Origin of the sequence: Amaricoccus sp. B4 (genome assembly GCF_043226085.1) — a bacterium.
Taxonomy (GTDB): Bacteria; Pseudomonadota; Alphaproteobacteria; order Rhodobacterales; family Rhodobacteraceae; genus Amaricoccus.
Genome location: NZ_CP171225.1, coordinates 1,867,711 through 1,892,769, shown reverse-complemented (window position 1 = coordinate 1,892,769; position 25,059 = coordinate 1,867,711). Strand labels below are relative to the sequence as shown.

21 protein-coding genes are annotated in these 25,059 nt (G+C 67.8%); 10 read left to right on the top strand and 11 right to left on the bottom strand.

Translation table 11 applies throughout. The features are described from left to right. Nucleotides 1-24: 24 nt before the first annotated feature. On the bottom strand, nt 25-1,512 hold the full coding sequence (locus ACF66B_RS09100; protein ID WP_111431406.1) for a glycosyltransferase family 39 protein: 1,488 nt from the start codon (nt 1,510-1,512) through the stop codon (nt 25-27). A gap of 189 nt (nt 1,513-1,701) precedes the next feature. Between ACF66B_RS09100 and ACF66B_RS09095 the strand changes: the two genes are divergently transcribed. The 8 genes from ACF66B_RS09095 (at nt 1,702) to ACF66B_RS09060 (ending at nt 9,529) form a co-directional block, all read left to right on the top strand. Next, nucleotides 1,702-3,084, top strand: a complete 1,383-nt coding sequence (locus ACF66B_RS09095) for a GntP family permease (protein WP_111431405.1) — start codon at nt 1,702-1,704, stop codon at nt 3,082-3,084. A gap of 144 nt (nt 3,085-3,228) precedes the next feature. After that, nucleotides 3,229-4,749 carry a 2,3-bisphosphoglycerate-independent phosphoglycerate mutase gene (gene gpmI / locus ACF66B_RS09090; protein WP_111431404.1) on the top strand — a complete coding sequence of 507 codons (1,521 nt, stop codon included), beginning with the start codon at nt 3,229-3,231 and terminating at the stop codon, nt 4,747-4,749. After that, the gene (locus ACF66B_RS09085) at nt 4,746-5,861 is read left to right on the top strand and encodes a peptidoglycan DD-metalloendopeptidase family protein (protein WP_111431403.1); all 1,116 of its coding nucleotides are present in this window, start codon (nt 4,746-4,748) and stop codon (nt 5,859-5,861) included. The genes gpmI and ACF66B_RS09085 overlap by 4 nt, the downstream gene beginning before the upstream one ends. Before the next feature lie 11 nt (nt 5,862-5,872). Continuing rightward, entirely contained in the window at nt 5,873-7,222 is a 1,350-nt protein-coding gene (locus tag ACF66B_RS09080; protein WP_111431402.1) for a S41 family peptidase, read from the top strand. A gap of 17 nt (nt 7,223-7,239) precedes the next feature. Beyond that, nucleotides 7,240-7,725 carry an RNA pyrophosphohydrolase gene (locus ACF66B_RS09075; protein WP_111431401.1) on the top strand — a complete coding sequence of 162 codons (486 nt, stop codon included), beginning with the start codon at nt 7,240-7,242 and terminating at the stop codon, nt 7,723-7,725. 90 nt (nt 7,726-7,815) lie between these two features. Beyond that, nucleotides 7,816-8,241, top strand: coding sequence for a hypothetical protein (locus ACF66B_RS09070; protein WP_392664742.1), 426 nt, complete (start codon nt 7,816-7,818; stop codon nt 8,239-8,241). After that, nucleotides 8,154-8,987 carry an IS5 family transposase gene (locus ACF66B_RS09065; protein ID WP_111432154.1) on the top strand — a complete coding sequence of 278 codons (834 nt, stop codon included), beginning with the start codon at nt 8,154-8,156 and terminating at the stop codon, nt 8,985-8,987. Before ACF66B_RS09070 ends, ACF66B_RS09065 begins: the two co-directional genes overlap by 88 nt. A gap of 11 nt (nt 8,988-8,998) precedes the next feature. Further along, nucleotides 8,999-9,529 carry a hypothetical protein gene (locus tag ACF66B_RS09060; RefSeq protein WP_392664846.1) on the top strand — a complete coding sequence of 177 codons (531 nt, stop codon included), beginning with the start codon at nt 8,999-9,001 and terminating at the stop codon, nt 9,527-9,529. A gap of 7 nt (nt 9,530-9,536) precedes the next feature. On the opposite strand, the gene ACF66B_RS09055 is transcribed toward ACF66B_RS09060, so the two are convergent. After that, nucleotides 9,537-10,148 (bottom strand): hypothetical protein, encoded by a 612-nt coding sequence (locus tag ACF66B_RS09055; protein WP_162683449.1) that lies wholly within the window; start codon nt 10,146-10,148, stop codon nt 9,537-9,539. 600 nt (nt 10,149-10,748) lie between these two features. On the opposite strand from ACF66B_RS09055, the gene ACF66B_RS09050 reads away from it, so the two are divergent. Next, complete coding sequence (locus ACF66B_RS09050) at nt 10,749-11,720, top strand: YihY/virulence factor BrkB family protein (protein WP_111431973.1); 972 nt, start codon at nt 10,749-10,751, stop codon at nt 11,718-11,720. 279 nt (nt 11,721-11,999) lie between these two features. Here the strand turns inward: ACF66B_RS09050 and ACF66B_RS09045 are convergent, their stop codons facing one another. From ACF66B_RS09045 to ACF66B_RS09030, 4 genes are read right to left on the bottom strand one after another with little or no spacing between them, the layout of a single operon-like run. Then, nucleotides 12,000-14,069 (bottom strand): hypothetical protein, encoded by a 2,070-nt coding sequence (locus ACF66B_RS09045; RefSeq protein WP_111431972.1) that lies wholly within the window; start codon nt 14,067-14,069, stop codon nt 12,000-12,002. A 3-nt stretch (nt 14,070-14,072) separates the two neighbouring features. Further along, complete coding sequence (locus tag ACF66B_RS09040; protein WP_111431971.1) at nt 14,073-16,871, bottom strand: DUF4159 domain-containing protein; 2,799 nt, start codon at nt 16,869-16,871, stop codon at nt 14,073-14,075. 55 nt (nt 16,872-16,926) lie between these two features. Next, on the bottom strand, nt 16,927-17,817 hold the full coding sequence (locus tag ACF66B_RS09035; RefSeq protein WP_111431970.1) for a DUF58 domain-containing protein: 891 nt from the start codon (nt 17,815-17,817) through the stop codon (nt 16,927-16,929). A gap of 23 nt (nt 17,818-17,840) precedes the next feature. After that, nucleotides 17,841-18,848, bottom strand: coding sequence for a MoxR family ATPase (locus ACF66B_RS09030; protein WP_111431969.1), 1,008 nt, complete (start codon nt 18,846-18,848; stop codon nt 17,841-17,843). Between the two features lie 122 nt (nt 18,849-18,970). On the opposite strand from ACF66B_RS09030, the gene ACF66B_RS09025 reads away from it, so the two are divergent. Then, a complete protein-coding gene (locus ACF66B_RS09025) occupies nt 18,971-19,564 on the top strand; it encodes a DUF1285 domain-containing protein (RefSeq protein ID WP_111431980.1) in 594 nt (197 codons plus the stop codon). Nucleotides 19,565-19,748: 184 nt separating this feature from the next. Here ACF66B_RS09025 and hspQ read toward each other — a convergent pair whose 3' ends face one another. From hspQ to ACF66B_RS09000, 5 genes are all read right to left on the bottom strand, one after another. Then, nucleotides 19,749-20,078, bottom strand: a complete 330-nt coding sequence (hspQ, locus tag ACF66B_RS09020; protein WP_111431968.1) for a heat shock protein HspQ — start codon at nt 20,076-20,078, stop codon at nt 19,749-19,751. 155 nt (nt 20,079-20,233) lie between these two features. After that, entirely contained in the window at nt 20,234-21,349 is a 1,116-nt protein-coding gene (gene aroC / locus ACF66B_RS09015) for a chorismate synthase (protein ID WP_111431967.1), read from the bottom strand. 54 nt (nt 21,350-21,403) lie between these two features. Continuing rightward, nucleotides 21,404-23,284 (bottom strand): hypothetical protein, encoded by a 1,881-nt coding sequence (locus ACF66B_RS09010; protein WP_111431966.1) that lies wholly within the window; start codon nt 23,282-23,284, stop codon nt 21,404-21,406. 11 nt (nt 23,285-23,295) lie between these two features. Further along, on the bottom strand, nt 23,296-24,444 hold the full coding sequence (locus tag ACF66B_RS09005; RefSeq protein WP_111431965.1) for a CCA tRNA nucleotidyltransferase: 1,149 nt from the start codon (nt 24,442-24,444) through the stop codon (nt 23,296-23,298). After that, complete coding sequence (locus ACF66B_RS09000) at nt 24,444-25,052, bottom strand: CoA pyrophosphatase (RefSeq protein ID WP_111431964.1); 609 nt, start codon at nt 25,050-25,052, stop codon at nt 24,444-24,446. The genes ACF66B_RS09005 and ACF66B_RS09000 overlap by 1 nt, the downstream gene beginning before the upstream one ends. Nucleotides 25,053-25,059: the final 7 nt, after the last annotated feature.

Genomic DNA, 25,059 nt, shown 5'->3' with positions numbered 1-25,059 from the left:
GCCCCGGCCGGGGCGCAGGCGGGCTCAGGGGCGGCTCACCGCAAGCGGGGTCACCTCGATGCCGAAGGAGACCTTCGGCTGCGGCGGGAAGGGGGCCTCCAGCGGTTCCGATGCGCCGGGGCTCACCGTGCTCTCCCAGAGCGCGGAAAGCCGCGCGGCGATGTGTTCGACCGAGCCCGGCTTTTCCCGCCAGGTGAGAAGCAGCACCGGGCCCGCGGCCGCATCGGGCGGGGGCCCCGGATGCTGCGGGCTTGCCACCGGCAGGTCGGGGCGCCAGTAGATCAGGCTGCCCGCGAGCCAGTCGGGGGCTGCAATGATGCGCGTGGGCGCCGGGTGCCGGGCGAGCGCGGCCGCGGCGAGATCCGCGACGGGCGCGCGGCGCAGCGCGGGATGGCCGGGATCGCCGTAGCGGATATGCACGGCGAGCGCGACGGCCACGAGGCAGACAAGCCCGGCGATTACCCTGACAAGGATCCGCCGCCCCGCGGGGCCGATCCGCCGCAGTGCGACGAGCGCCAGGAGCGGGGCGCCGAGATAGATCACCGGAAGGAGCCAGATGTCGCGGACATGGGTGGTTCCGGTCGCGGCGATCCCGAGCGCGGTGAACCCGACGCCGATCAGCAGCACGCGCAACAGAAACCCCTCCAGCGGCCCGGCCACCGCATCGGCCATCGGCGGGGCCGCGCGCCGCCAGCGGATCAGGCCGAGGATGAGGCCGGCCAGGGCAAGGCAGCCGAGCAGATCCTTGCCGAGCTCGATGAGGCCGCGCCCGGCGATGGCCGGGGACCACGCGGCGCGCTTGAGTTCGCCCGCCGAGGAGAGCGCGAGATCGGGGTGGAGGACCGCCCAGCCGTAGGGGGGAGCCATGATGAGCACGGCGACCCCGGCCGCGATCAGCAGCCCCTTGCCCGCGAGCCGGGTGCGCAGCCCGGGGGTGAGAAGGGCCGCGCCGAGGAGGCTTGCGGGCACGAGCGCGAAGTTCACCTTGGACAGCATGCCGAGCCCGACAAGGAGGCCGAAAAGCGCCCAGCCGCCGCGCCGGCCCTGCAGCGTGCGGGTCCAGAAGGCGAGCGTGGTGAGCGCCGCCATGGTCAGCACCAGCACGGAATGGGTCATGTCGCGCTGGCAGTCCCAGGCGATCTGCGGCACGAGGAAGAGCCCGAGGGTGGCGAGCCCCGCCACGTCGGGGGGGTGGGTGCTGCGCAGAAGCCGCCAGACGGCGAGATAGAACCCGGCGAGCAGGATGTTCTTGAGAATCGCGAGGGCAAGCAGCGGATCGCCGACCAGCCCGAGCACGCCCCATTGCAGCCAGGAGTAGAGCGGTGGCTGCGGCCCGTAGCCCCAGGCAAGCTGCTGGCTCCAGAGCAGCATCTGCGCCTCGTCAAGCCCGAGCCCGCCGCCGAGCAGCCGCCGCCAGGCCACCTGAAAGGCGAAATAGAGGCAGATCACCAGCGGCCAGACCCAGGGGCCTGGCCCGGCGTTTCGTTCGGTATTCGAGGCGGTATCCGTCATGACACGCCGCCTACAGCAATGCGCGGGCCGGGAAAAGCGGCGGCGTTCCGTGCACTGCGGCAAAGCGATGCGGCAAGTGCGTTGCTCGCCACCCGATCCCGCTCTAGTTCTTGTGAAGCCGAGGGATGTGGGATCCCGCCCGGTCCGGCCGCAGGCCGGGGCGGACAGGCATAAAAGGGAGACAACCGTATGGGCCTTTTCGGCATTATCCTATCGCTCCTGTTGCTCATGTACCTCGCCTACAGGGGCATCAACGTTCTGATCCTCGCTCCGATCCTCTCGCTTCTGGCGGTGCTGCTGTCGGGCAACATTCCGGTGCTCGCGACCTATACGCAGGTCTTCATGAAGGCGCTCGGGAACTATCTCATCACCTATTTCCCGCTCTTCATGCTCGGCGCGATCTTCGGCAAGCTGATGGCCGACAGCGGCTCGGCGCGCGCCATCGCCGAGTGGTGCGTGCGCAAGCTCGGGGCGCATAACGCCGTCGTCGCGATCGTGCTCTCCTGCGCGATCCTGACCTATGGCGGCGTCTCGCTCTTCGTGGTGGCCTTTGCGGTCTATCCGATTGCCGCAGCCCTCTTCCGCCGCTCCGACATCCCCAAGCGCTTCATTCCGGCCGCCATCGCGCTCGGCTCGTTCACCTTCACCATGACGGCTCTGCCGGGCACGCCCGCGATCCAGAACGCGATCCCGATGCCCTATTTCGGCACCACGCCCTTCGCCGCCCCGGTCTTCGGCACGTTTGCCGCGCTCATCATGTTCTTCGGGGGTGTCTACTGGCTGCGCTTCCGCATCGCGCGGTCGGGCGCACGCGGCGAGGGCTATGGCACGCACCCGCGGGTCTCGGCCGACAGCGACCTCGCCCAGGATGCCTCGCTCCCGAGCTTCGCGGTGGCCATCGCGCCGACCGTCCTCGTGATCGTGCTGAACGCGGTGCTCACCTATCTCATCATTCCCAATCTCGACACGAGCTATCTCGCCGAGGCCCGCTATGGCGAGACCGACGTCACCAAGGTCCGCGGGATCTGGGCGATCATCGTCGCCCTCGTCGCCTCGATCCTCCTGCTGATCGTGCTCAACCGCAGCCGGCTCCAGCACCTCAAGGACAGCATCAACACCGGGACCATGGGCTCGTTGCTTCCGGTCTTCAACACGTCCTCCGAGGTCGGCTACGGCGCGGTCATCGCCTCGCTTCCGGCCTTTGCCGTGGTGCGCGACGCGGTGCTGAACGTCTCGTCAAATCCGCTCATTTCGGTCGCGGTTGCGACCAACGTGCTTGCGGGCATCACCGGCTCGGCCTCGGGCGGCATGTCGATCGCGCTGCAGACGCTCGGCGAGCAGTTCAACCAGCTCGCGATCGAGAACGGCATCAGCCCCGGCCTGATGCACCGGGTGACGGCCCTCTCCTCGGGGGGCTTCGATGCGCTGCCCCATAACGGCGCGGTCATCACTCTGCTCGCGATCTGCGGGCTCACGCACCGCGAATCCTATTTCGACATCTTCATCTGCGCGGTGCTGATCCCGGTCTTCGCGACGATCTGCGTCATCATCCTCGGGTCGATGGTGTTCTGAGGCCGAATGGCCCCGGCGCCGTCCGGGAGAGAAGACGGCGTGGTGCCGGGAGGCTTCCCGGCACCCGTAATCCGGGCCGACTGGCCATTTGCCAATGCGGCAACGGATGGTTAATGCTCGGAGCTATAGCATTGCGAGGTGATCATGCGGCCGGTTGTTCTCATCATTCTTGACGGTTGGGGGCTCAGCCCCTCGCGCGAAGCCAATGCCGTCGCGCTCGGCAACACGCCGAATTTCGACCGGATCTGGGAGACCTGCCCGCACAATACGCTCACGGCCTGCGGCAATGCCGTCGGCCTGCCCGAAGGCCAGATCGGCAATTCCGAGGTCGGGCACACCAATATCGGCGCGGGCCGGGTGGTCTGGATGGATCTTCCCAAGATCGACAAGGCGATCGAGGACGGGAGCTTTGCGGCGAATGCCGCGCTCAAGACCTTCATCGAGAAGGTGAAATCCTCCGGTGGAGTGGCGCATATCGCGGGGCTCGCCTCGCCCGGAGGGGTGCATTCGCACCAGCGCCACATCGCCGCGACCGCCGCCGAGATCACGCGGGCGGGCGTGCCGGTGCTGATCCATGCCTTCCTCGACGGGCGCGACGTGCCGCCGAAATCCGCCGCCGGTCAGGTTGCCGATCTCGAGGCCGCGCTGCCCGAGGGGGCGAAGATCGCCACGGTTTCGGGCCGCTTCTACGCCATGGACCGCGACAACCGCTGGGATCGGGTCGAGCAGGCGGTGAAGGCTATCCTGCGCGCAGAGGGCGAGCACGCCGCCAGTGCTGCCGAGGCGATCGCGGCCGGTTACGCACGCGGCGAGACCGACGAGTTCGTGACCCCCACGGTCATCGGCGACTATGCGGGCGCGAAGGACGGCGACGGGCTCTTCTTCGCGAATTTCCGCGCCGACCGGGCGCGCGAGATCCTCTATGCCCTCGTCGATCCGGAGTTCGACGGGTTTGATGCCGGAACGCGCCCCGCCTGGTCGGCCAAGCTCGGCATGGTGGAGTACTCCAGCAAGCTCAACACGTTCCTCGAAGTGGTCTTCCCGTCGGAGGAGATCGTCAACACGCTCGGCGGCTGGCTCGCGGGCAAGGGGCTCAAGCAGTTCCGCATCGCCGAGACCGAGAAGTATCCGCATGTGACCTTCTTCCTCAACGGCGGGGTCGAGGTGCCGGAGGCGGGCGAGGAGCGTTACATGGCGCCGAGCCCGAAGGTGCGGACCTATGACATGCAGCCGGAAATGTCGGAGCCGGAGGTCGCAGAGCATCTGGCCGCGGCGATCCGCTCGGGCGAATACGCGCTCATCGTCTGCAATTTCGCCAACCCGGACATGGTCGGCCATACCGGCGATCTGGCCGCGGCGATGAAGGCGGTCGAGGCGGTGGACCAGGGCCTCGGCGAGGCGCTCGAGGCGATCAAGGAGATGGGCGGATCGGTGATCGTGACCGCGGATCACGGCAATTGCGAGGTGATGGTCGATCCCGAGACCGGCGAGCCGCACACGGCGCACACGCTCAACCCTGTGCCGGTGATTCTCGTTGGCGGGCCCGAGGGCGCGACGCTGCGCTCGGGGGGCGTGCTGGGCGATCTCGCGCCGAGCCTGCTCGAGCTCATGGGGATCGAGAAGCCGGCCGAAATGACCGGCAAGAGCCTGATCGTCCCTGCATGAGGCCGCGGCTCCGCATCGCTGCGTTCACGCTGGTGGCCGGTCTCGCCGGGGCCGGCGGGTATCGCGCGGCGACCCCGGAGGCGGTCGAGACCGTAGGCGAGCGGCTGGCGGCGGCGGGGCAGGCGCTCGACGCCGCCCGCAATTCCGGTGCCGCGCCGGAGGTGGTGGCCGAGGCCATCAGCCAGTACGATCGCGCGCTTTCGGCGATGCGGACGGTGGTGATGCAGGCCGGAGCACAGGAAAACGACGTCCGGCTCGGGCTGGCGCGCGACCAGCTCGAGATCAGCCGCCTGCTCGCGGCGCTCGAACGGGTCTCGCTCGAGCGCGACGCGCCGATCGATCTGCATCCGGGCGGGCCGCTGGCGGCGGCGCGGGCCCAGATGATGAGCAAGGCGCTGGAGCCTGCGCTGGCAGAAAAGGCGCAGGGCCTTTCGGAGCGGCTCGCCATGATGCGGGCCGCCCGGCAGGTGCAGGAAGACGGTGTTGCCGATCTCGAGGACGGGCTCGGCCGGCTGGCGCTCGCGCGCTCCGAGCTCGTCGCGCACATGCAGTTCGTCCAGCTCGGCGGCACGCCGGTGGATGCGGCGACGGCGGTGGCGCTGCGCGAGGCGAATTCGCTCGCCGATCTCAGCCGGGCGCTCGACACCAACGCTTCGCCCGCTTCGGCGGACGACCGCCCGGCCACGCCCTATCTCTGGCCGGTGGACAGCGACATCCTGCGCGGCTTCAACGAGACCGACGCCGCCGGGGTGCGCTGGCCCGGGGTGGTGATGAGCGCGCCGCCGCTCTCGCTGGTGCGGGCGCCGGCGGATGCGAAGATCCGCTACGCCGGCCCCTTCATCGACTATCAGGGCATCGTCGTTCTGGAGACGGCGGACAAGGCGCTCGTCCTTCTGGCCGGCCTCGCGGAGCTCAATGTCCGGACCGGCGAGCGGGTCACGCGCGGATCTCCGCTCGGAATGCTCGGCGGGCGCTCGCCCGACGTTGAAGAATATGTGATGCTGCGCGATCTGGAAACTGGCGCTGGTCTGCGGGAAGCACTCTATGTAGAAATCAGGCACGGACGGGGCCCTGTTGATCCTGTCGCCTGGTTTGTCGCCACAAACGGATAGGATACCCGAGCATGAAAAAGATCTGGCTGGCAGGACTCGTGGGTGCCACTGCGGGCATTGTCTTCAGCACCCAGTTCGCCGGTCCAATCGTCGCTCAGGAGGCGGACAAGGAATCGAGCGTCTATGAGCAGCTCGACCTGTTCGGCGACATCTTCGAGCGGGTCCGGTCCTCCTATGTCGAGCCGGTGGACGAGAAGGAACTCATCCAGGCGGCGATCAACGGCATGCTCTCCTCGCTCGATCCGCATTCGAGCTACCTGCCGCCCCAGGATTTCGACGACATGCGCGTCCAGACCCGTGGCGAGTTCGGCGGGCTCGGCATCGAGGTGACGCAGGAGAACGGCTTCGTGAAGGTGGTCTCGCCCATCGAGGGCACGCCCGCGGAGAAGGCCGGCATCCAGCCCGGCGATTTCATCACCCATGTCGACGGCGAGAGCGTGCTCGGCCTCAACCTCGACGAGGCGGTGGACCTGATGCGCGGCCCGGTCGGCTCCGATATCACCATCACCGTGACCCGCGAGGGCTCGCCCGAGCCCTTCAACGTCAAGATCACGCGCGAGACGATCAAGATCTCGGCGGTGCGGTCGCGGCTCGAGAACGGTGTCGTGGTGCTCCGCATTACCACCTTCAACGAGCAGACCTTCCCGAACCTCGAGGAACAGCTCAAGCAGCGCGTCGAGGAAGCCGGCGGCATGGATGCGGTGACGGGCTTCGTCATCGACCTGCGCAACAACCCGGGGGGCCTGCTCAACCAGGCGATCTCGGTGGTGGATGCCTTCCTCGAGTCGGGCGAGATCGTCTCGACCCGCGGCCGCGACCCGCGCGACAGCGAGCGCTACAACGCGACGCCCGGCGATCTGGCGGAGGGCAAGCCCATGGTCGTCGTCATCAACGGCGGCTCGGCGAGCGCCTCGGAGATCGTTGCCGGCGCGCTCAAGGATCATCGCCGCGCGGTGATCGTCGGCACCAAGAGCTTCGGCAAGGGCTCGGTCCAGACCATCATGCCGGTGCAGGGCGACGGGGCGATCCGGCTGACCACGGCGCGCTACTACACGCCGTCGGGCCGTTCGATCCAGGCGCTCGGGGTGGCCCCCGACATCATCGTCGAACAGCGCCAGCTCGACGATCCGAATGCGGAGGACAATGCCGAGGACGCGCTGCCCGCGGCCCGGTCGGAGGCCGATCTGCGCGGCTCGCTCACCAATGACAGCCTCACCGAGGACGAGAAGAAGATGATGGAGGAGGACCAGAAGCGGCAGGAGCAGACCGATGCGCTGCGGCAGGAGGACTACCAGCTCTCCTACGCCATCGACATCCTCCGCGGCATGTCCTTCCGTCAGGACGAGATCGAGGACAAGTGAGCAGGAAGGCGCGGCCGATGACCGAGGCCGAGATCCTCGCGCTGCCCTACCGGCCCTGCGTCGGGGTGGTGCTGCTCAACCCGGCGGGGCTCGTCTTCGCCGGGCAGCGGATCGACAACCCGACCCCGGCCTGGCAGATGCCGCAGGGGGGGATCGACGACGGCGAGAGCCCGGAGGCGGCGGCGCTGCGCGAGCTCGGCGAGGAGACGGGGCTCGCACCCGCCTCCGTCGAGATCCTCGGCCGCACGCCCGAGTGGCTGACCTATGACCTGCCGCACGAGATCGTGCCGCGGATCTGGAAGGGGCGCTTCCGGGGGCAGAAGCAGCTCTGGTTCCTGATGCGCTTTCTCGGGCAGGATGCCGAGATCGACATCGCGAGCAAGCATCCCGAGTTCAGCGAATGGACCTGGATGGCGCCCGAGGCGATCGTGGAGAGCATCGTGCCGTTCAAGCGCGAGATCTATGTCTCGGTCTTCGAGGCCTTCCGCGACCGGCTGGGATGACGGAACGCCCCGGTGAAAACCGGGCGTTTCACCGTGAAAATCAAAAAACGCCTTTGAAAAAATTGGATTTTCGTAGTTAACATATCATGAATGGCGGGGGTGGGCCCAGCGCTCGCCTGTGCACGATCGCTGACAGCGTTTCCCATTTGTGCAAGCGGACGTATCCCGATGAGCTTGTTGCGCGAAATCCAACAGTCTTTGATGCAAGAAAAAAGCCCAATTGGGCCGGTGCTTCTTAAACTTCGTTTCTTGGCTTCGCGGCTCGGAAGTGATGTTCTGGAGGAGTGGATCAAATATGAGAGCGAAGGCTATCCCAGCTCCTCAGAGGTTCCTGACTACAGAAAGCTCTTAGAGCCCACCCGGAAAAGAGTTGAGCGTCTTCAGTTGGTTGTGGTTCCGTTCGGTTTGCACGCTGAATGGAGCCGACAATGCCCTGGACTGAAGCCGCTCGACGGGAGTATCGGCGGGAATGCCCGCGTTATGCAAGCGACCTGTTGGATCGGGAATGGGCGTTGATCGAACCTTTCCTGCCACCGCCGAGCCGCCTCGGTCGCCCGCGCACGACGGATCTGCGCGAAGTGATGAATGCGTTGCTCTACATCGCTTCCACGGGGTGTCAGTGGCGTATGCTGCCGAAGGAGTTTCCTCCGGTCTCGACGGTGCAGGGCTATTTCTACGACTGGCGTGACAGCGGCCTGCTGCAGACGATCCGTTTCGCGCTGACGATGGAGACCCGGGACCTGGAGGGGCGGGAAGCCAGTCCGAGCGCGGGCGTGATCGACTCCCAAACCGTGAAAACCACTGAAAGCGGGGGGATTTCCGGTTTCGATGCCGGCAAGAAGGTCAAGGGGCGCAAGCGCCATATTGTCGTGGACACCTTGGGCCTGCTCTTCGGAGTAGTCGTTCATTCCGCCGATATCCAGGATCGGGACGGGGCGCCGGCGGTGCTCAGGACGATCCGCCATGCCTGTCCCTGGCTCCGTCACATCTTCGCCGACGGGGGCTATGCCGGACCGAAGCTGCGCGGCGCGCTCAGACACATGGGCGAGTGGACGGTCGAGATCATCAAGCGCTCTGACACCGCAGACGGCTTCGAGGTCTTGCCACGCCGCTGGGTCGTTGAACGGACCTTCGCCTGGCTCGGTCGATGCCGCCGTCTCGCCAAAGATTGGGAGAAATCCGTCGCCTCCGCCGAGGCCTGGATCAACATCGCCCATATCCGTCTCACAACCAGGCGCCTCGCAAGGTATTGCTATGTTTGACTGAGTTTTGAATCAGGCTCTTAGTAACCTATAACGGTACGTTTTCTGGTCCCTTCGGGGCAGGTATTCAAAATGCCCCAATTCCGTCTGCTTTGATTGAACGGCACTGCGGCAAGAAATGGGTAAACTATGAGTTCCGCCAGAGTGTGGCCGCGATCGACAGCCTTTTGGCTGGTTGTAGCGACGGAAGTTTAATGCTCAACTCTTCAGACCTCATGTTACTTTTGCAAGGCAAAGTGTATCCAAAAATGTCGTGCAATAGCGTCGTAGGGATCTTGTCAGAAGCAGCATTGGTTGAGCTTCAATACAACGTTCGATCGAAGATCCTGGAACTGACAATCGAACTGGAAAAGAGGATTCCGGCAGCAGTGGACGTAACAATCGGTGCGCTGGAGCCACTAAGCGAAAATGACACCAAAGCAGTCACGCAGCTGACCCAACAGATTTTCCACGGAAGCGTTACGAATATAAACAGCAGTGGCGGCGCGAACTCTCGCGTCAATCTAAATTCAACTGACAACTCAGCCAACATGGCAGATTAGGCGCGCCTTACAACAGCCTTGCAATCAGGCTAATGATACCTGCCGCGACGAGGTTTCCTGATGCGCCCTCTGCAACTGACTTGATTGATCGCAGTGCAGAAATTACCCGCATTTTTGCCGGTGTTGGTTTTTCGGCTTCTTCTTCAATTGCGATAAGCTGCCCTTCTATTAACTCTCGGCTGCCTTCCGGGAGCTGAGGAAGAACTGATTTTACCTGTTTAATGAAGTCGCGCAATTGATCAGATGAAAAATCCGACGATATATTAATTGAGTTATCGGTGGAGTTGATGTTCACGCGAGAATTGGGGCCCGTGAAATTGTTAGTGATGCCTTGGACCACCGCTGTCTGAGCTTGCGATTTACCGGCTCGTACCACTTCAATTTGGAAGTGCGCGGGAATGACATGCCCTGCGTCGTAGTATTGTGGGTTCCTGACTTCGTATTTTTCTACCAACCCATTCGGAATGTTTCGCAGTAGATAATCGCCCACTTCAACAGGAAGTTGAATGTCGGTTGTATAAATCATGTTCGCTGTGACAAGTGCTGATACGTGCTCTTTTGCAACTGAGCCATCAGTTTTAACAAGTGTTATTTTATCTTTGTTGAAGTCTCGTAACATATAGATACCTTGATGGGGAGCGAATTGGTTGGACAACACAGAGTGATAATCTTTACTGATTAACCCATAACTCGCATACCACCCACTTAGCACCTAAAAACTTCAGAAGAGCGTGCGAGATAAATCTCGTGCAGCCTGTGGTCTGTTTGTGTGTCTTCTTGCCTGAGCTTTTCAAAGACCCCCTTTCCCGCGCGCTGCGGCGGACGGCGGGCCGCGCTGTCCCGCCCGGGCTTAGTCACTAGCCTCCGCGACGCCCGGCGAGAAAGGGGAGCGTGCCCGCGAGGAGCAGGAGGCGTCAACCGGGGGCGAGGGCGACCTGGCGGACGTCGCGCAGGAAACGAAGGTGCTTTTGGCCTTGGGCGCGATCGCTCGATGATCTCGTCACGGACGTCACGTGGAGGGGGATGCGACGCCTTTTCCTGCCGCTGACAGGTCCCCAGGGCCTTTTTTCCATGGCTTCACTTGTCTCGCCATCGGATCAGTCGATATGTCCCCCACCCCATGCCATGTCAGAGAGGGTGCCTGCTGGTTCCAGAGGCTGGAAAAGCTCGGAATGCAGACCCCAAGCGCGCGCATCACAGGGATCATGGACGAAAGTGAATGATGGATCAGACCCCGAAAGTTACTGCGGAAAATGTCGAGCGCGGCCGGTTTGCCGGGAGGCCGGGCCGTTTTTCCGCAAGGGCCTGGGGCGCGGTCTTGCGGCGGGTATGGCTTGGGATCGGCAATGACAACCTGTCAATCGTCGCCGCTGGCGTTGCGTTCTTCGGGATGCTGGCGATATTTCCGGCGATAACCGCTCTGATCTCCATCTACGGTCTCATTCGGGATCCGAATGATATCCTGTCGAGCCTGTCGAGCGTCAGAGCCTTTCTGCCTGGCGATGTCTTCGATCTGATCCAGAACCAGATCAGCCAATTGATTTCCGCGGGCACGGGAACCCTGGGCCTTGCCGGCCTGATATCCATATTCTTCGCGCTCTGGAGTGCGAGGGCCGGCGTCACTGCTTTGATGACCGGCTTGAATATCGTCTACAACGAACGTGACGATCGAAATATAGTGGTTCAGTATATATCTTCGCTGCTATTGACCTGCCTGTTCGTATTCATGGCCATAATATCGGTTGCGACCGTTGTCGTGCTGCCCGCTCTTTTGCCGCTTTCGGATTTTGGCGCCATCGGAACCAGCGTTGCGCGGGTCTTGCCGGTGTTCATCCTGGGATGTGGCATCATATTCGTGATTGGCGCCCTCTATCGCCTGGCGCCGCATCGGCGGAGCGCAAAACTGCAATGGGTGACTCCGGGCGCTGCCTTTGCGGCCTTGCTGTGGATTGTCGTCTCCATGGCGCTTTCGACCTACTTTTCCAACTTTGCCGACTTCAACAAGACCTATGGTTCGCTTGGTGCAATCATGGCCGTGCTGTTCTGGTTGTATGCCAGCGCCTTCGTGGTTCTGCTGGGCGCGGAACTGAATGCGCAACTTGAGTTGCAGACCTCGCGGGATACCACGAGCGGACCCCAGCGCCCGATCGGAGAAAGACAGGCGTTTGTGGCCGATCATGTTTCCGAGTAGCTTCTCGCTGCTCTGATGTGTGTGAGCCCGCGCGCCGGGGTTTGATTGATCGGGCCTCCTGAACTTCGGAATTTAGTATGTTCGAGCTGTCGATCCGTTCCGGGGAGGCAGCTCGATGCGACGGGAAAGCCGGCCCAGGCAGGGTCGCGCCGGTGAGGCGCGATGGGCCGATCAACGGCGACAGGTTCGAAGCCCACACATGCCATGGGCTGCTCCCCGATCCTGCGACACGGTGATGTCTCGCCTCTCGCGCCGCCAGCGGGTTGCGGCCCCGCTCCGTTACCGGCCCTCGCGGCGCCAGGCGAGGACGACGAGGGAGGCGGCGAGCAGCAGGAGGAGCCAGCCGGGGGCGAGGGCGGCCTGGCGGACGTCGCGGAGCTGGTAGGCCTCGCGATCGACGAGGCCGAGCCAGCCGCGGCCGGCCGCGACGCGGTCCTCGCGGGTGAGGCGGAGATCCACCGCCCCCTCCTCGGCGCGCAGGATGCCGCCGCCGGTCGCCTCCGCGAGGGGGGCGAGGATCGCGCCGGTCGAGACCGGATCGGCGAATTCCTTCGGCTGCGAGGGGCCGACCACGGCCACGGCCTTCAGATCGCCGTTCTCGAGCTGCCAGACGCCGTTCTCGCTGGCCTCGATCCGGCCTTCCCAGTGGCCGGGCGAGACCTCGGTCATCTCGACCTCGGTGCTCTCGCCGCCGGGGCTCGTGGCGCGCACCGGCGGGATCTCGGCCTCGATGGTGCGGCGGGTGATGCGGAGATCGCCCTTCTCGCCCTGGCCGCGCAGCACCTCCTCCTCGAGCTCGGGCTCCTTCATCAGCCAGTGGGCGAGGCGGCGCAGCAGCTCCATCTGCGGCCCGCCGCCCTCGAAGCCACGGCTCCAGAGCCAGGCATGGTCGGAGGCGAGCACGGCGATGCGGCCCTCGCCCTGGCGGTCGAGCACGAGGAGCGGGCGGTCCTCCGGGCCGGTCATCACCGTCTCGCCGTGGAGCGCGGTGGTGTCGACGAGGCGGAACCAGCGGCCCCAGCCCGGCGTGCCGTCCTCGGCGGGGGGCTTCGGGGCGTGCTGTTCGAGCCCGGCCGTCACCGGGTGGCGGGCGCCGGTCTCGGAGATGCGGGGGGTGTAGCCTTCCTCGATCACCCGGGCGGTCGGCTCGACGGGCAGCACCTCGCGGAGCGGCGAGCGCGAGAGGCTTTCGGCCCCGGCGAAATCGCTGCCGGTCGCGATCAGGAGCGCGCCGCCGTCGCGCACGTAGCGGGCGATGTTGGCGAAATAGCCGTTCGGCAGGATGCCGCGGCGCTTGTAGCGGTCGAAGATGATGAGGTCGAACTGGTCGACCTTCTCCATGAAGAGTTCCTGGGTCGGGAAGGCGATGAGCGAGAGCTCGAAGACCGGGACGAAATCCTGCTTTTCCGGCGGGCGGAGGATGGTGAAATGCACCAGGTCGACCGAGCTGTCGGACTTGAGCAGGTTCCGCCAGGTCCGCTCGCCGGGGTAGGGTTCGCCCGAGACGAGGAGGACGCGCAGCCGGTCGCGGACGCCGTTGATCGAGACCACCGCCTCGTTGTTGCGCGGCGTGAGCTCGCCCGCGACCTCGGGTGTCGAGATCTGGAGCACGTTGATGCCGCCGCGGGTCAGGGTGACGGGCAGGGTCACGGAGCGGCCGACCGGCACGTCGAAGCGCAGCGGCTCCTCGCCGTCGAGCGAGATGAGGAGCGGCGCGCTGTCGCCGGCCGCGGGGGGCGTGGCGCCGAGATCCTCGACCTTGAGCACGAGCGAGACCGGCTCGTCGACGATGGCGAAGGCGGGCGCCGTCTCGATCACCACGCGGCGGTCGCGGTCGGTGGCATGGCCGGTCAGCAGCACGTGGACCGGGGCGGGGAAGCTCGCCAGCGCCTCGGGGTCGTGGATCTCGCCGTCGGTCAGGAGGATCGCGCCGGCGATGCGGTCGGAGGGGAGGCCGGCGGCGGTTTCGGCGAGCGCGGAGAGGAGCTCGGTGCCGTCCTCGCCGCCGTCGATCACATGGACCTCGCGGACCTCGACACCCTCGCCGAGGCTCGCGAGTTCGGCGGCGAGGTTGTCCTGGAGCGCCCGCATCTGTTCGGGGCGCCCGGCGATCTGGTTGCTGGCGCTGTCGTCATGGACGACGATCGCGATGTTGGAGACCGGGGTGCGGTCCTCCTCGCGGATCGAGGGGCCGAGCAGGGCCGCGAAGATCACCAGCGCCGCGAGCGCGCGCAGCCACCAGCCGCGGAGCCCGCGCCAGGCGGCGAGGGCGACGGTGAGCGCGAGGAGGGCGGCGAGGCCCGCGATCAGCGGCAGCGGCAGGAGCGGGTCGAGAACGATGCTGCGCATGGTCTATTGCCCCAGCCGGTCGAGCAGGGCGGGGACATGCACCTGGTCGGATTTGTAGTTCCCGGTCATCACGTGCATGACCAGATTGATCCCGAAGCGGTAGGACATCTCGCGCTGGCGCTCGCCGCTGAGGCCGCGGCCGACGGGAAAGAGCGGGCGGCCGTCCTCGCCGATGGCCCAGGCCGAGGCCCAGTCGTTGCCGCCGATCACCACCGGGGTGACGCCGTCGTTGAGGTTGCGGAACGGCAGGCCCTCGACGGTCTCGGCCTCCTGCGGCGCCTCGACCCAGACGGGGGCGTTGAACCAGCGGCCGGGGAAATCCTGCAGCAGGTAGAAGGTGCGGGTGAGCACGTGGTCGGGCGGCACCTGCACCAGCGGCGGGATGTCGAGCTTGAGCGCGATGCGCTGGAGCGCGCGGCCGTTCGGGGTCGTGCCGCCGTAGCTCGCGGCGATGTCGCTGTCGCGCGTGTCGAAGAGGATCATGCCGCCGTGGCGGAGGTATTCGTTGAGCCGGGCGTAGGCCGCATCCGAGGGCGGCTGCTGGCCCTCGGTGACCGGCCAGTAGAGCAGCGGCAGGAGGGTGAGGTCGTCGGTCTCGAGATTGATGCCGACCGGGTCGGCCGGGTCGATGGCCGTGCGCTCGAAGAGCTCGCGGCTGAGGCCCTTGAGCCCGGCCTCGCTCACCTGATCGACGCGGGTATTGCCGGTGCGGACATAGGCGAGCACGGTGTGGTTCGCCTCGTAGAGCGCCATGGCGTCGTCGGTTTCCTGCGCCGCGGCCGCGCCCGGGCCGCCGGGCAGGCCGGCGAGCGCGCCCGCGGCGATCAGCAGGACGGCGGCGGTGGCGCGGCGCGTGCTGCGGCCGAGGCGCGAGAGCCGCCCCGAGACCCGGAGCGTGACGAGGAGGTCGGTCGCCAGCAGCAGCAGCGCGAGCGCGAGCAGCCAGGGGCCGATGAAGGTTTCCTGCGGCGTGTCCATGCCCTCCACTACCACGCCCTCCGGCATCGGGGGCAGGGGGACGAGGGTCGCATCCGCCGCCATCACGTTGAGCGCGGTGCGCCGGGCGCCGCTGGCGTAGAAGCCGGGCGGCACGTCGCGCGAGGGGCGGCCCTCGGCCAGTTTCTCGCCGGGCACGCCGGCCAGCAGGCTCGGGGTCTGCAGCTCGCCGAAGCCGTCGAGCACCCGGACCGGGGTCCAGACCGCGCCGTCGAGGCCGGCATCGCCCGCCTCGCCGAGGCCGCCCGCGCTTTGGGTCAGGCGCTCGAGCATCTGCACGAAGAGGCCGGAGAGCGGCAGGTTCGACCAGTCCGCGCTCGCGGTGACGTGGAAGAGCACGACACGGCCCTCGCCGAGCGGGGCCGAGGTGACAAGGGGGGTGCCGTCCTCGAGGCTCGCGATCACCCGGTCGGGCAGGTCGGGGTCGGGCTGGGCCATGACCTGGGCGCGGATCTCCACATCGCCGGGAAGCGGCAGGCCCGCGAAGGGGCCATCCTCGGCGAAGGGCTGGAGGTGGCGCGGCGCGCCCCAGGACATCGCCCCGCCGACCGAGCGGCCGCCGGCGCGGAGCCGCACGGGGAGCAGGGGATCGGCCTCGAGCTGGCCCGCACCGGAGCTCGCGAGCCGGGGGCCGGCGAAGCGCACCAGCACGCCGCCCTTCTCGACCCACTCGGTGAGCGCGGCGCGCTCGCTGTCGGCGAGATTGCCCACATCGGCGAGGATGAGCATGTCGGGCGAGGTCAGCAGCATCTCGGGCAGCGGCGCCGCGATGGTCTCGGCAAAGGGCTCGAGCGCCTTGCGCAGGTAGTTGAGCGGATCGACGAGATCCTGGGCCTCGCTGCCGGCGCTGCCGGACAGGATGCCGACCTTGCGCCGCCGCAGCGCATCGTCGACGAGGGCGACGCCCGCCGCGGAGCGCCCGGCGGCAAGCTGGATCCGCGCGACACGGTTGCGGAGCTCGACCGGCATCTGGATCGCGATGTCGGTGCTCCTGGCGGCGGTCTCGAAGGCACCGGTGCCGCGGCCGAGCGCGCGCTCGACGCCGTTGGGATCGGGGCCGAAGGCGGTGACGGTCACCGGCATCGCGGTGCCGTCGGGCACGCGGAGCGCGGTGACCTGGAGCGCGCCCTGCTCGAGCCGGGGCGGCGTGAGGGCGCGCGGCAGGCTGGCGGGGCGGATGATCGAGACCGGGCCATGGGCCAGGAGCGCGCGGGCCAGCGCGGCTTCCTCGCCATGGGCAAGGCCGTCGGAAAGCCAGAGGGTCTCGAAATCCTGGTCCTGCGCGCCGATCCAGTCGATCCAGCCGCGGGTTTCCGGGGACCAGGGCCGGGGCGCGAGCCCGGCCAGCCGGTCGGCCCAGTCCGGCGCGGCGCGGAGCGGCAGGGATTCGGCGGGCGGGCCGTCGGCGAGCGAGAGCACGGCCACGGGGCGGCCATCGCGCTCGGCCTCGGTCAGCTCGCCCGCAATGCGGCTCATCCGCGCGGGCCAGTCGGGGGCATCGCCCCAGCCGCCGTCGATGAGGACGAGGAGCGGCCCCTCGCCGCGCTCGGCGCGCGGGTTCAGCACCGGCTCGGAAAACGCGAGGATCGCTGCGGCGAGCGCCACGATCCGCAGCAGCAGCAGCCACCAGGGCGTCCGCGCCGGCATCCGCTCCTTCTCGTCGAGATCGAGCAGCAGCCGCACGCCGGGAAAGGGCAGGCGCCGCGCCGCCGGGGGCACGGCGCGCAGCAGCCACCAGAGCACCGGCAGCACCACGAACGCTGCCAGGAGCCAGGGGGTCAGGAACGCAAGGGGACCGATACTCATCGCCGTGACGTACTCTTCTCCAGAATGCGGGGCCGTGCCCCAGGGGAGGCGCGGCTCACGCGCGGTCCCCGATGGCCATGTAGAGCCAGAGCAGCGCCTGTCTCGGGCTCACGCTCGTGCGGTGGTGGAGCACGCGCCAGCCGAGGTGGCGTGCCATCTCGGCCAGCCGCCCGCGCCGCTCCGCGAGCCTTGCCTGATAGGCCGCGCGCAGGCTCCGCGCGCGCTGGGCCTCGAATTCGGTGCCGCCCCCCATGCTCTCGAAGATCATCCGCCCGTCGAAGGGGAAGACCTCCTCGCTCTCGTCGAGCACCTGCACGAAGCAGCCGGTGACGCCGCGATCGGCGGCATGGGAGAGCGCGGGGACGAGCGCGGCCGGATCGCCGAGGAAGTCCGAGAAGAAGATCGCCCGGCCGCCGCGGGCCATGCGGTCGCTGGGCGGAATGCCGTAATCCGGGCGCTCCTCGGGCCGGTCGCCGCCGAGCGCCATGGCGATGCGGTTGATCTGGGCGCGGCCCGAGCGGGGCAGGGTCGCGCTGGTGCCCATGAGCGAGACGCGCTCGCCGCCCTTCATCAGCAAGAGCGAGATCGCCAGCGCGAGCAGGGCGGCGCGTTCGTATTTCGAGCGCTCGCTGCCTTCGCTGCGGTAATCCATCGAGAGCGCATCATCGACCCAGAGGCTGACGGTCTGCGCGCTCTGCCATTCCATCTCGCGGATGTACTGGCTGTCGGAGCGGCCGGAGCGGCGCCAGTCCACCATGGAGCGCGCATCGCCGGGCACCGCCTGGCGGTATTGCCAGAAGGCCTCGCCGTGCCCGGCCCGCCGCCGCCCGTGATCGCCCTGCGAGACGGTGGCGGCGAGGAGCTCGGCCTCGGCGAGAAGCGGCGGCAGCGCGCCGCCGATCTTCTCGGCATCGCGCCGGAGCCCGACCGGCCCCTGGGGCTTCATCCGCCCGCGGGGGCGGGGGGCATTCACGCTGCGGCCTCCACGTTCATCACGTCGGTGACGAGGCGGGAGATGAGCCCGTCGAGGGTCTGGCCCTCGGCGCGGGCGGCAAAGCCGAGCGCCATGCGGTGGATGAGCACCGGCCGGGCCAGCGCCGCGACATCGTCGAGGTCGGGCACGAGGCGGCCCTGGATGAGCGCGCGGGCGCGGATCGCGAGCATGAGCGCCTGGGCGGCGCGGGGGCCGGGGCCCCAGCTGACCGCGAGATCCACCGCCGGGTGCGCATCCGGGGTGCCGGGGCGGGCGGAGCGGACGAGATCGAGGATGCGCTCCAGCACGCTCTCGCCCACCGGCAGGCGGCGGACCAGCCGCTGGGCCGCGATGAGGCTGGCGGCGTCGAAGACCGGCTGGACCTGGACCTCGGTGGCGCCGGTGGTCGAGAGCACGATCTCGCGCTCGTCGTCGCGGTCGGGATAATCCACGTCGATCTGCAGCAGGAAGCGGTCGAGCTGCGCCTCGGGCAGCGGATAGGTGCCCTCCTGCTCGATCGGGTTCTGGGTCGCGAGCACGTGGAAGGGGCTCGGCAGCAGCCGGCGCTGGCCCGCGACCGAGACCTCGTGCTCCTGCATCGCCTGCAGCAGCGCCGACTGGGTGCGGGGGCTGGCGCGGTTGATCTCGTCGCCCATCAGCAGCTGGCAGAAGATCGGCCCGTCGATGAAGCGGAAGGCACGGGTGCCGTCGGCGCCGGTCTCCAGCACCTCGGCGCCGAGGATGTCGGCGGGCATGAGGTCGGGGGTGAACTGGATGCGGTGGGCGACGAGGCCGAGCACGGTGCCCAGCGTCTCGACGAGGCGGGTCTTGGCGAGGCCCGGCGCGCCGACGAGCAGGCCGTGGCCGCCGCAGAGGATGGCGATCAGCGTCTGCTCGACCACATCCTCCTGGCCGACGATGCGCCGGGCGATCATCTCGCGGGCCCGGATGAGCTGGGCGCCCGTCGCCTCGATTTCCTGCATCAGGTCTTCGCTGTCGGTCATGCGGCGGATCCTTCAAGCCCCGGCGCGGACGCGGGCGGCCCGCCGGGAAATCTGAAACTCAAGGTTGACAAGCGAGCATACCGCGGGGAAGCCTCATCACAATGGGCAAAGACGATCACAATATGGATAATGCCGCACGCGGTGCCGCGGGCACCACGGCGGATTCGGTTGCCGCGGCGGCGCGCAAGGCCGGGCGCCGCGGCCCGCCGCCGGTGCATCTCTGGAATCCGCCGTTCTGCGGCGATCTCGACATGCGCATCGCGCGGGACGGCACCTGGTTCTATCTCGGCACGCCGATCGGCCGGAAGCCGCTGGTGAAGCTCTTCTCCTCGGTGCTGAAGCGCGAGGGGGACAGCTATTTCCTCGTGACCCCGGTGGAGAAGGTCGGCATCACCGTCGATGACGCGCCCTTCGTCGCCATCGATTTCCGCATCGAGGGCGAGGGGCGGGCGCAGCGCGTGATCTTCACCACGCAGGTCGATGACGAGGTGACGGCCGGGCCGGAGAACCCCATTCGCGTCACCCGCGACCCCGAGACCGGCGAGCCCGCGCCCTATGTGATGATTCGCGCCGGAATGGAGGCGCTCATCGACCGCAAGAGCTTCTACCGCCTGGTGGAAATCGGCACCGAGGCGGAGACCGGCGGCGTGGAGCAGTTCGGCATCTGGTCGGATGGCGTGTTCTTCCCCTTCATCCCCGCGGCCGAGCTCGTCTGAGCGCGGCCGGGCGGCCGGCGCCGCGTTCCCCCAAAGCCGGTGATTTCGGGCCGCGCCGTGGGGCGCCGGGGCGATGACGATGCGGTGGAAGTGGAGGGGTGCAGGGAGGGGGCAATCGCTCCGGGCAGGGAGGGTTGCGCGCATCGCTGCTGACGGGCGGCCGCGTACGGCCTGATCCCGCGGTTCAGTGGAGGTGGCCGTCCACGTCGTAGCGGCCGCTCTCGCGCATCGGGCCGAACATCTCGGACACCTCGGGGTGGTCCACCGGCTCGCCCGAATCATCGCTCTCCAGATTCTGCTCCGAGACATAGGCCACGTAGTAGGAGGTCTCGTTCTCGGCCAGCAGATGATAGAAGGGCTGATCCTTGCGGGGACGGTTCTCTTCCGGGATCGATTCCCACCATTCATCTGTATTGCTGAAGGTTGCATCGACGTCGAAAATCACCCCGCGGAACGGGTGATGCTTGTGGCGAACCACTTGCCCTACGGCAAACTTTGCTGAAGTCGTCATCATAATCACAAGCCCGCACTCTCGTATTCCGCATCGCATCATACAGAGAGGCCCGGTTTCTGTCCACATGCGGGCGGGCAGACCCCATCAAAGGGTTAAGAAACACACAGTCTGCGACTGGCGCGCCACGGGTGGGCAGCGCGCGGCGCCGGGCGGGGTCAGCCCGCCGCCTGCGGTCCGATCCGCCCGCGATTGCCGCCCGTCTGGCCCCGGTGGAGCAGCAGGTGGTCGAGAAGCACGCAGGCCATCATCGCCTCGCCCACCGGCACGGCGCGGATGCCGACGCAGGGATCGTGCCGCCCCTTGGTCACGATCTCCGTCTCCTCGCCCTCGAGGGTGATCGTCCGGCGGGGGCTGAGAATCGAGGAGGTGGGCTTCACCGCGAAGCGCGCGACGATCTCCTGGCCGGTCGAGATGCCGCCGAGGATGCCGCCGGCGTGGTTGGAGGAATATTCCGGGCCGTCCGGCCCCATGGTGATCTCGTCGGCATTCTCGGTGCCGGTGAGCTCGGCCGCGGCCATGCCGGCGCCGATCTCGACGCCCTTCACCGCATTGATCGACATCATCGCTGCGGCGATCTCGGTGTCGAGCTTGGCGTAGACCGGCGCGCCGAGGCCCGCGGGCACGCCGGAGGCGCGGATCTCGATCACCGCGCCGACCGAATTGCCGGATTTGCGCAGCCCGTCGAGCGCCTCGGCCCATTCCGCCGCGGTGGCCGCGTCGGGGCACCAGAACGGGTTCCGCGGCACCTCGTGCCAGTCCCAGCGGGCGGGGTCGATGCCATGGGGGCCCATGCGGACCATGGCGCCGCGGATCGCAATGCCGGGAAGGAGCGTGGCAAGCGCCGCGCGGGCAACGCCCCCGGCCGCGACGCGGGCCGCGGTTTCGCGCGCGGAGGAGCGCCCGCCGCCGCGATAGTCGCGGATGCCGTATTTCTGCCAGTAGGTGATGTCGGCATGGCCGGGGCGGAACTTCTGCGCGATGTCGCCGTAATCCTTCGAGCGCTGGTCGGTGTTGCGGATCATCAGCTGGATCGGCGTGCCGGTGGTCTGGCCCTCGAAGACGCCCGAGAGGATCTCGACCTGATCGGGTTCGCGGCGCTGGGTGGTATACTTGTTCTGGCCGGGCTTGCGCGCATCGAGCCAGGGCTGGAGCAGGGCCTCGGTCAGCGGCACGCCCGGCGGGCAGCCGTCCACCGTTGCGCCGAGCGCGGGCCCGTGGCTTTCGCCCCAGGTGGTGACGCGGAAGATGTGACCGAAGCTGTTGTAGGACATGGGGGCCTCCCTTTGCCGCATCCCCTAGCGCAGGCGGGCGCGGGAGGGAAGCCGTCAGCCCCGGTCCTGCCGGATGATCCCGGTGACCGCCGCCGCCCCGAGCGCCGTGACGATCCAGCCGGATGCGGAGAGGAGCCACCGCCCCCACCAGAGGCCCCAGCCCCAGGGCCCGCGATCCTTCGAGGGCGCCCAGGCGGCGGTCTGGCCGAGATCGAGGATCGGGATGACCAGATCGGCGGCATAGCCGAGCGGGTTGAAGCTGTCCCAGTCCGCACCGGGGGCACCTTCCGCCGACCAGGAAGCGGCAGGGTTCGGCAGGCAGCCGATCGCTCCGTTGAGGCTCAGGCAGTCCCGGGCGTCGTAGGCCTTCCAGTCCTCCGAGACGAGCACCGGCCCCGAGTTCGGCGCGAAACTGCCCTCGGTCCAGGCGCGGTCCGCGAGAAACGTGGCTGCGAGGAACAGCGCCAGGAGCGCGACGAGGCTCCGCCAGGGCTGGTAGCCGTAGCCGGTCAGGTGCTGCAGGAAGAGGAATTCGAGCGACGCGCCGAGCCATGTTGCCGGATATACAAAGCAACGCCTGAACACTGTGTGCAGGTTGCTTTTCGAAGCCTTGCGGGCATCTTTCCGCGCCTGCCGCCGGATCAGGCATTCCCGCTCCATCAGCACGCGCCGGGCGGCGCGGTCATGCCCCATCTCGCGCAAGACCTTGGCAAGCTGGGTGTAGGGTTGCGGGAAGAACTCCCCTTCCCAGCGGGTGCCTCGACGCAGCCACTCGAGGCGCCTTGGCGCGTCGATGAAGGCACCGGAAATCCGGTCATACGTGAAGCCGTCGAGATCTATGCGCCCCCCGCAAGGCCAGCTCTCGGGCTCATCTGCGAGATCGCTCACATGGGCGGACGCGAAGTACAATGATCCTTCGCTGACCTCAACCTGCTGCCAAATGAGCCCCTGTGCAACGTGCAGTCGCTGTGCGTTGAGCGCTCTGCCTTTGCTCTTGCGGAATCGCGCTTCCGAGCATTCGAGCTGGCCGCAGATCCGAGCGCCCGAGAGGAGGACTACTCCCTCTGCCTGCGCCTTGGTGAGAAAAATATCTCCAGTCACCGCACCTTGTGCGCTAAGTGCCGTGCCTTCGGGATTACAAAACGTCGCCTTCGCGCAGGATAGCTGGCCGCTGATCTGTGCGCCTGAAAAGCTAACTTCTCCAGTGGCTTCCGTTTCGTCGAGGACGATATCATCCATGATTCGCGTGCCTTGCGCATTGAATGCAAAGCCCTTGGGATTGCAGAGCCGCGCCTTGGCGCAGGAGAGTTGGCCGCTAATCTGCGCTCCCGCGAAGTTAATTTCGCCTCTAGCCGTTAGGCAATTGAGGAAAACACCGCAGGCCATCGTTGCGCCCTGAGCATTCAGCGCTTTCCCCCTGGCGCTACTGAACTGAGCACTTTCGCATGAGAGCGGCCCTATGATCTGCGCGCCATAAAGGTTTATCTCCCCTATAGCCTTCGCTCCATTGAGAAAGAAGCCGCCGGACACCAGTGCGCCCTGCGCAACTAATCCGAAAAAGGCGGATCCGGTCAGGTTCAGGAATTCCAGCCTGGTCTGCAACGCGTAGAATTTCTCGGTCAGGCAGCAATTGACGAGCGCGGTGAAGCCGCGCGCCGTGCTGAAGCTGATGTCGAGCTTGCCGGTCACATAAGCGCCCACCAGTCGCACGCCCCATTCGTCTGTGCGGCAGGCCTCGCAGCCGCCGAGGATCAGGTAGCGCAGGAGGGCGGCGCGGATGCTGCGCTCAGGGGAGGGGGCGTCGGGGCGGGTGCCGTCGCCGAGGATGCATCCCTCCCCCGTCTTGCAGCAATCCACGAGGTGGCGTTCGGCGGGGGTGAGGGCGTCTGCGCCTTCCAGTTTCTCCCACTCTGCCCATGTCCGGAGGCGCGCCATGCCCTTGCCCCTCACTCTGCCAGCAGGGCGGCGCGGTCGAGGGTGAAGTCGGAGGCGATCCATGTGGCTTCGAGGGCGCGGAGGGCAGTGCCGAGTTCCGGGCCGGAGAGGGGCAGGTCGGCGGCGCGGAGCGGGAAGCGGGCGGCGGCGCCGCGGGCGAGCTCGGCCTCGAGGTGGGGATCGGGGGGCGCGCCGAGGCTTGCGGCGAGGATGAGGGCTGCGTCGCGCGCGGCCTCCGCCCCGAAGCGGTAGGCGCCTTCGGCGGGCCGCGCGCCCGCGTCGAGGGCGGCGCGCACCGCCTCGAGCGCCTTGCGGTCGGCGCGGGAGAGGCGGAGGCGTTCGGGCCAGTCGGCCTCCGCGCCGAGGGCGGCGAGGCGGCGCTGCCAGCGGGGCGTGGCGGCGGCCAGGGTCTCGATGTGGACGAGAGGGGCGAGGGCGGCGGCTTCGGCGCCGGGGAGGACGCGGGCGAGGATGCCGGTTGCGGCCATCGAGGCGACGGAGGGCGCGGGATCGGGGGCGGCGAGGAGCTTGGTGATCTCCGCCCCGACGCGCTCGCGGGAGAGGCCGTCGAGGCCCTCCTGTCCTTCGGCGCAGGCGGCGAGCGCCGCGGCGTCGATCCCGCCCTCCGGGTCGCCATACCAGGCGTGGAAGCGGAAGAAGCGCAGGATGCGGAGGTAGTCCTCGGCGATGCGCTGGCCTGGATCGCCGACGAAGCGCAGCCGCCGGGCGCGCAGATCGGTCAGGCCGCCCATCGGGTCGATCACCTCGCCCTCGGGCGTGGCGTAGAGCGCGTTCATGGTGAAATCGCGGCGCGCGGCGTCCTCGGCGATGTTGGTGGAGAAGGCGACGGTGGCGTGGCGGCCGAAGGTCTCGACGTCGCGGCGGAAGGTCGTGACCTCGAAGGGCCGATGATCGGAGACGAGGGTGACGGTGCCGTGCTCCACCCCGGTCGGCACCGCCTTGAGGCCGCAGGCGGCGGCGCGCGCGATCACCTCCTCGGGGCGGGCATCGGTCGCGATGTCGAGATCGGCGACGGGCCGGCCGAGCAGCGCGTTCCGCACGCAGCCGCCGACGAGATAGACCTGCCAGCCACCACCCGCGAGGCACTCGAGCACGGCGCGGGTGCCCGCGGCCCGGAGCCAGGGCGCCTCGATGCGCATCAGGCGCTGCGGACCCGGTCGCCGAGCGCCTTCAGCATCCGCGCGGTCGCGCCCCAGATGTAGTGGGGCCCGTAGGGGATCGCGTAGTAGTGCCGCCAGTGTCCCATGCGGCGGAAGCGGTGGATCTGGAGGTTCGCGGGATCGAGCAGGAAGGCGAGCGGCACCTCGAAGGTCTCGTCCACCTCCGTGCGGTCGATCCGCGGCTCGAACGCCGGCGAGACGAGGCCGACGAAGGGCGAGATGAGGAAATGCGTCACCGTCTCGTGGGCGTCGAACGTGCCGAGCACGGTGACGTCGCCGGGCTCGAGCCCGATTTCCTCGTGGGCCTCGCGGAGCGCGGCGGCCAGCGGCGAGGCATCGCCCGCGTCCTGCTTGCCGCCGGGAAAGGCGATCTGGCCGGGATGGTGCCGCAGCCGCGCCGCGCGCCGGGTGAGGATCACGTTCATCGACGTGCCCCGCTCGACGAGCGGCACCAGCACCGAAGCCGGGCGCAGCGGCTGCGCACGCCGCGGACGCGCGTCGGGGTTCAGATCGTAATCCGACGATCCGGGACGGGGCGCCGCGAGGGCGCGTTCGAGAAACGAGGGGTTCAGGGCTGGCCGATCCATGGCGATA

Bases quoted from the DNA above. Each gene is read 5' to 3' on its own strand.
- ACF66B_RS09030 (WP_111431969.1), bottom strand. From the start codon at position 18,848: ATGACCGACAGCGAAGACCTGATGCAGGAAATCGAGGCGACGGGCGCC.
- ACF66B_RS09065 (WP_111432154.1), top strand. From the start codon at position 8,154: ATGCCCTGGACTGAAGCCGCTCGACGGGAGTATCGGCGGGAATGCCCG.
- ACF66B_RS09010 (WP_111431966.1), bottom strand. From the start codon at position 23,284: ATGGCGCGCCTCCGGACATGGGCAGAGTGGGAGAAACTGGAAGGCGCA.
- gpmI (WP_111431404.1), top strand. From the start codon at position 3,229: ATGCGGCCGGTTGTTCTCATCATTCTTGACGGTTGGGGGCTCAGCCCC.
- ACF66B_RS09055 (WP_162683449.1), bottom strand. From the start codon at position 10,148: ATGTTACGAGACTTCAACAAAGATAAAATAACACTTGTTAAAACTGAT.
- ACF66B_RS09095 (WP_111431405.1), top strand. From the start codon at position 1,702: ATGGGCCTTTTCGGCATTATCCTATCGCTCCTGTTGCTCATGTACCTC.
- aroC (WP_111431967.1), bottom strand. From the start codon at position 21,349: ATGTCCTACAACAGCTTCGGTCACATCTTCCGCGTCACCACCTGGGGC.
- ACF66B_RS09050 (WP_111431973.1), top strand. From the start codon at position 10,749: ATGATGGATCAGACCCCGAAAGTTACTGCGGAAAATGTCGAGCGCGGC.
- ACF66B_RS09080 (WP_111431402.1), top strand. From the start codon at position 5,873: ATGAAAAAGATCTGGCTGGCAGGACTCGTGGGTGCCACTGCGGGCATT.
- ACF66B_RS09035 (WP_111431970.1), bottom strand. From the start codon at position 17,817: ATGAAGCCCCAGGGGCCGGTCGGGCTCCGGCGCGATGCCGAGAAGATC.
- ACF66B_RS09075 (WP_111431401.1), top strand. From the start codon at position 7,240: ATGACCGAGGCCGAGATCCTCGCGCTGCCCTACCGGCCCTGCGTCGGG.
- ACF66B_RS09100 (WP_111431406.1), bottom strand. From the start codon at position 1,512: ATGACGGATACCGCCTCGAATACCGAACGAAACGCCGGGCCAGGCCCC.
- ACF66B_RS09000 (WP_111431964.1), bottom strand. From the start codon at position 25,052: ATGGATCGGCCAGCCCTGAACCCCTCGTTTCTCGAACGCGCCCTCGCG.
- ACF66B_RS09040 (WP_111431971.1), bottom strand. From the start codon at position 16,871: ATGAGTATCGGTCCCCTTGCGTTCCTGACCCCCTGGCTCCTGGCAGCG.
- ACF66B_RS09085 (WP_111431403.1), top strand. From the start codon at position 4,746: ATGAGGCCGCGGCTCCGCATCGCTGCGTTCACGCTGGTGGCCGGTCTC.
- ACF66B_RS09025 (WP_111431980.1), top strand. From the start codon at position 18,971: ATGGATAATGCCGCACGCGGTGCCGCGGGCACCACGGCGGATTCGGTT.
- ACF66B_RS09005 (WP_111431965.1), bottom strand. From the start codon at position 24,444: ATGCGCATCGAGGCGCCCTGGCTCCGGGCCGCGGGCACCCGCGCCGTG.
- hspQ (WP_111431968.1), bottom strand. From the start codon at position 20,078: ATGATGACGACTTCAGCAAAGTTTGCCGTAGGGCAAGTGGTTCGCCAC.
- ACF66B_RS09070 (WP_392664742.1), top strand. From the start codon at position 7,816: ATGGCGGGGGTGGGCCCAGCGCTCGCCTGTGCACGATCGCTGACAGCG.
- ACF66B_RS09045 (WP_111431972.1), bottom strand. From the start codon at position 14,069: ATGCGCAGCATCGTTCTCGACCCGCTCCTGCCGCTGCCGCTGATCGCG.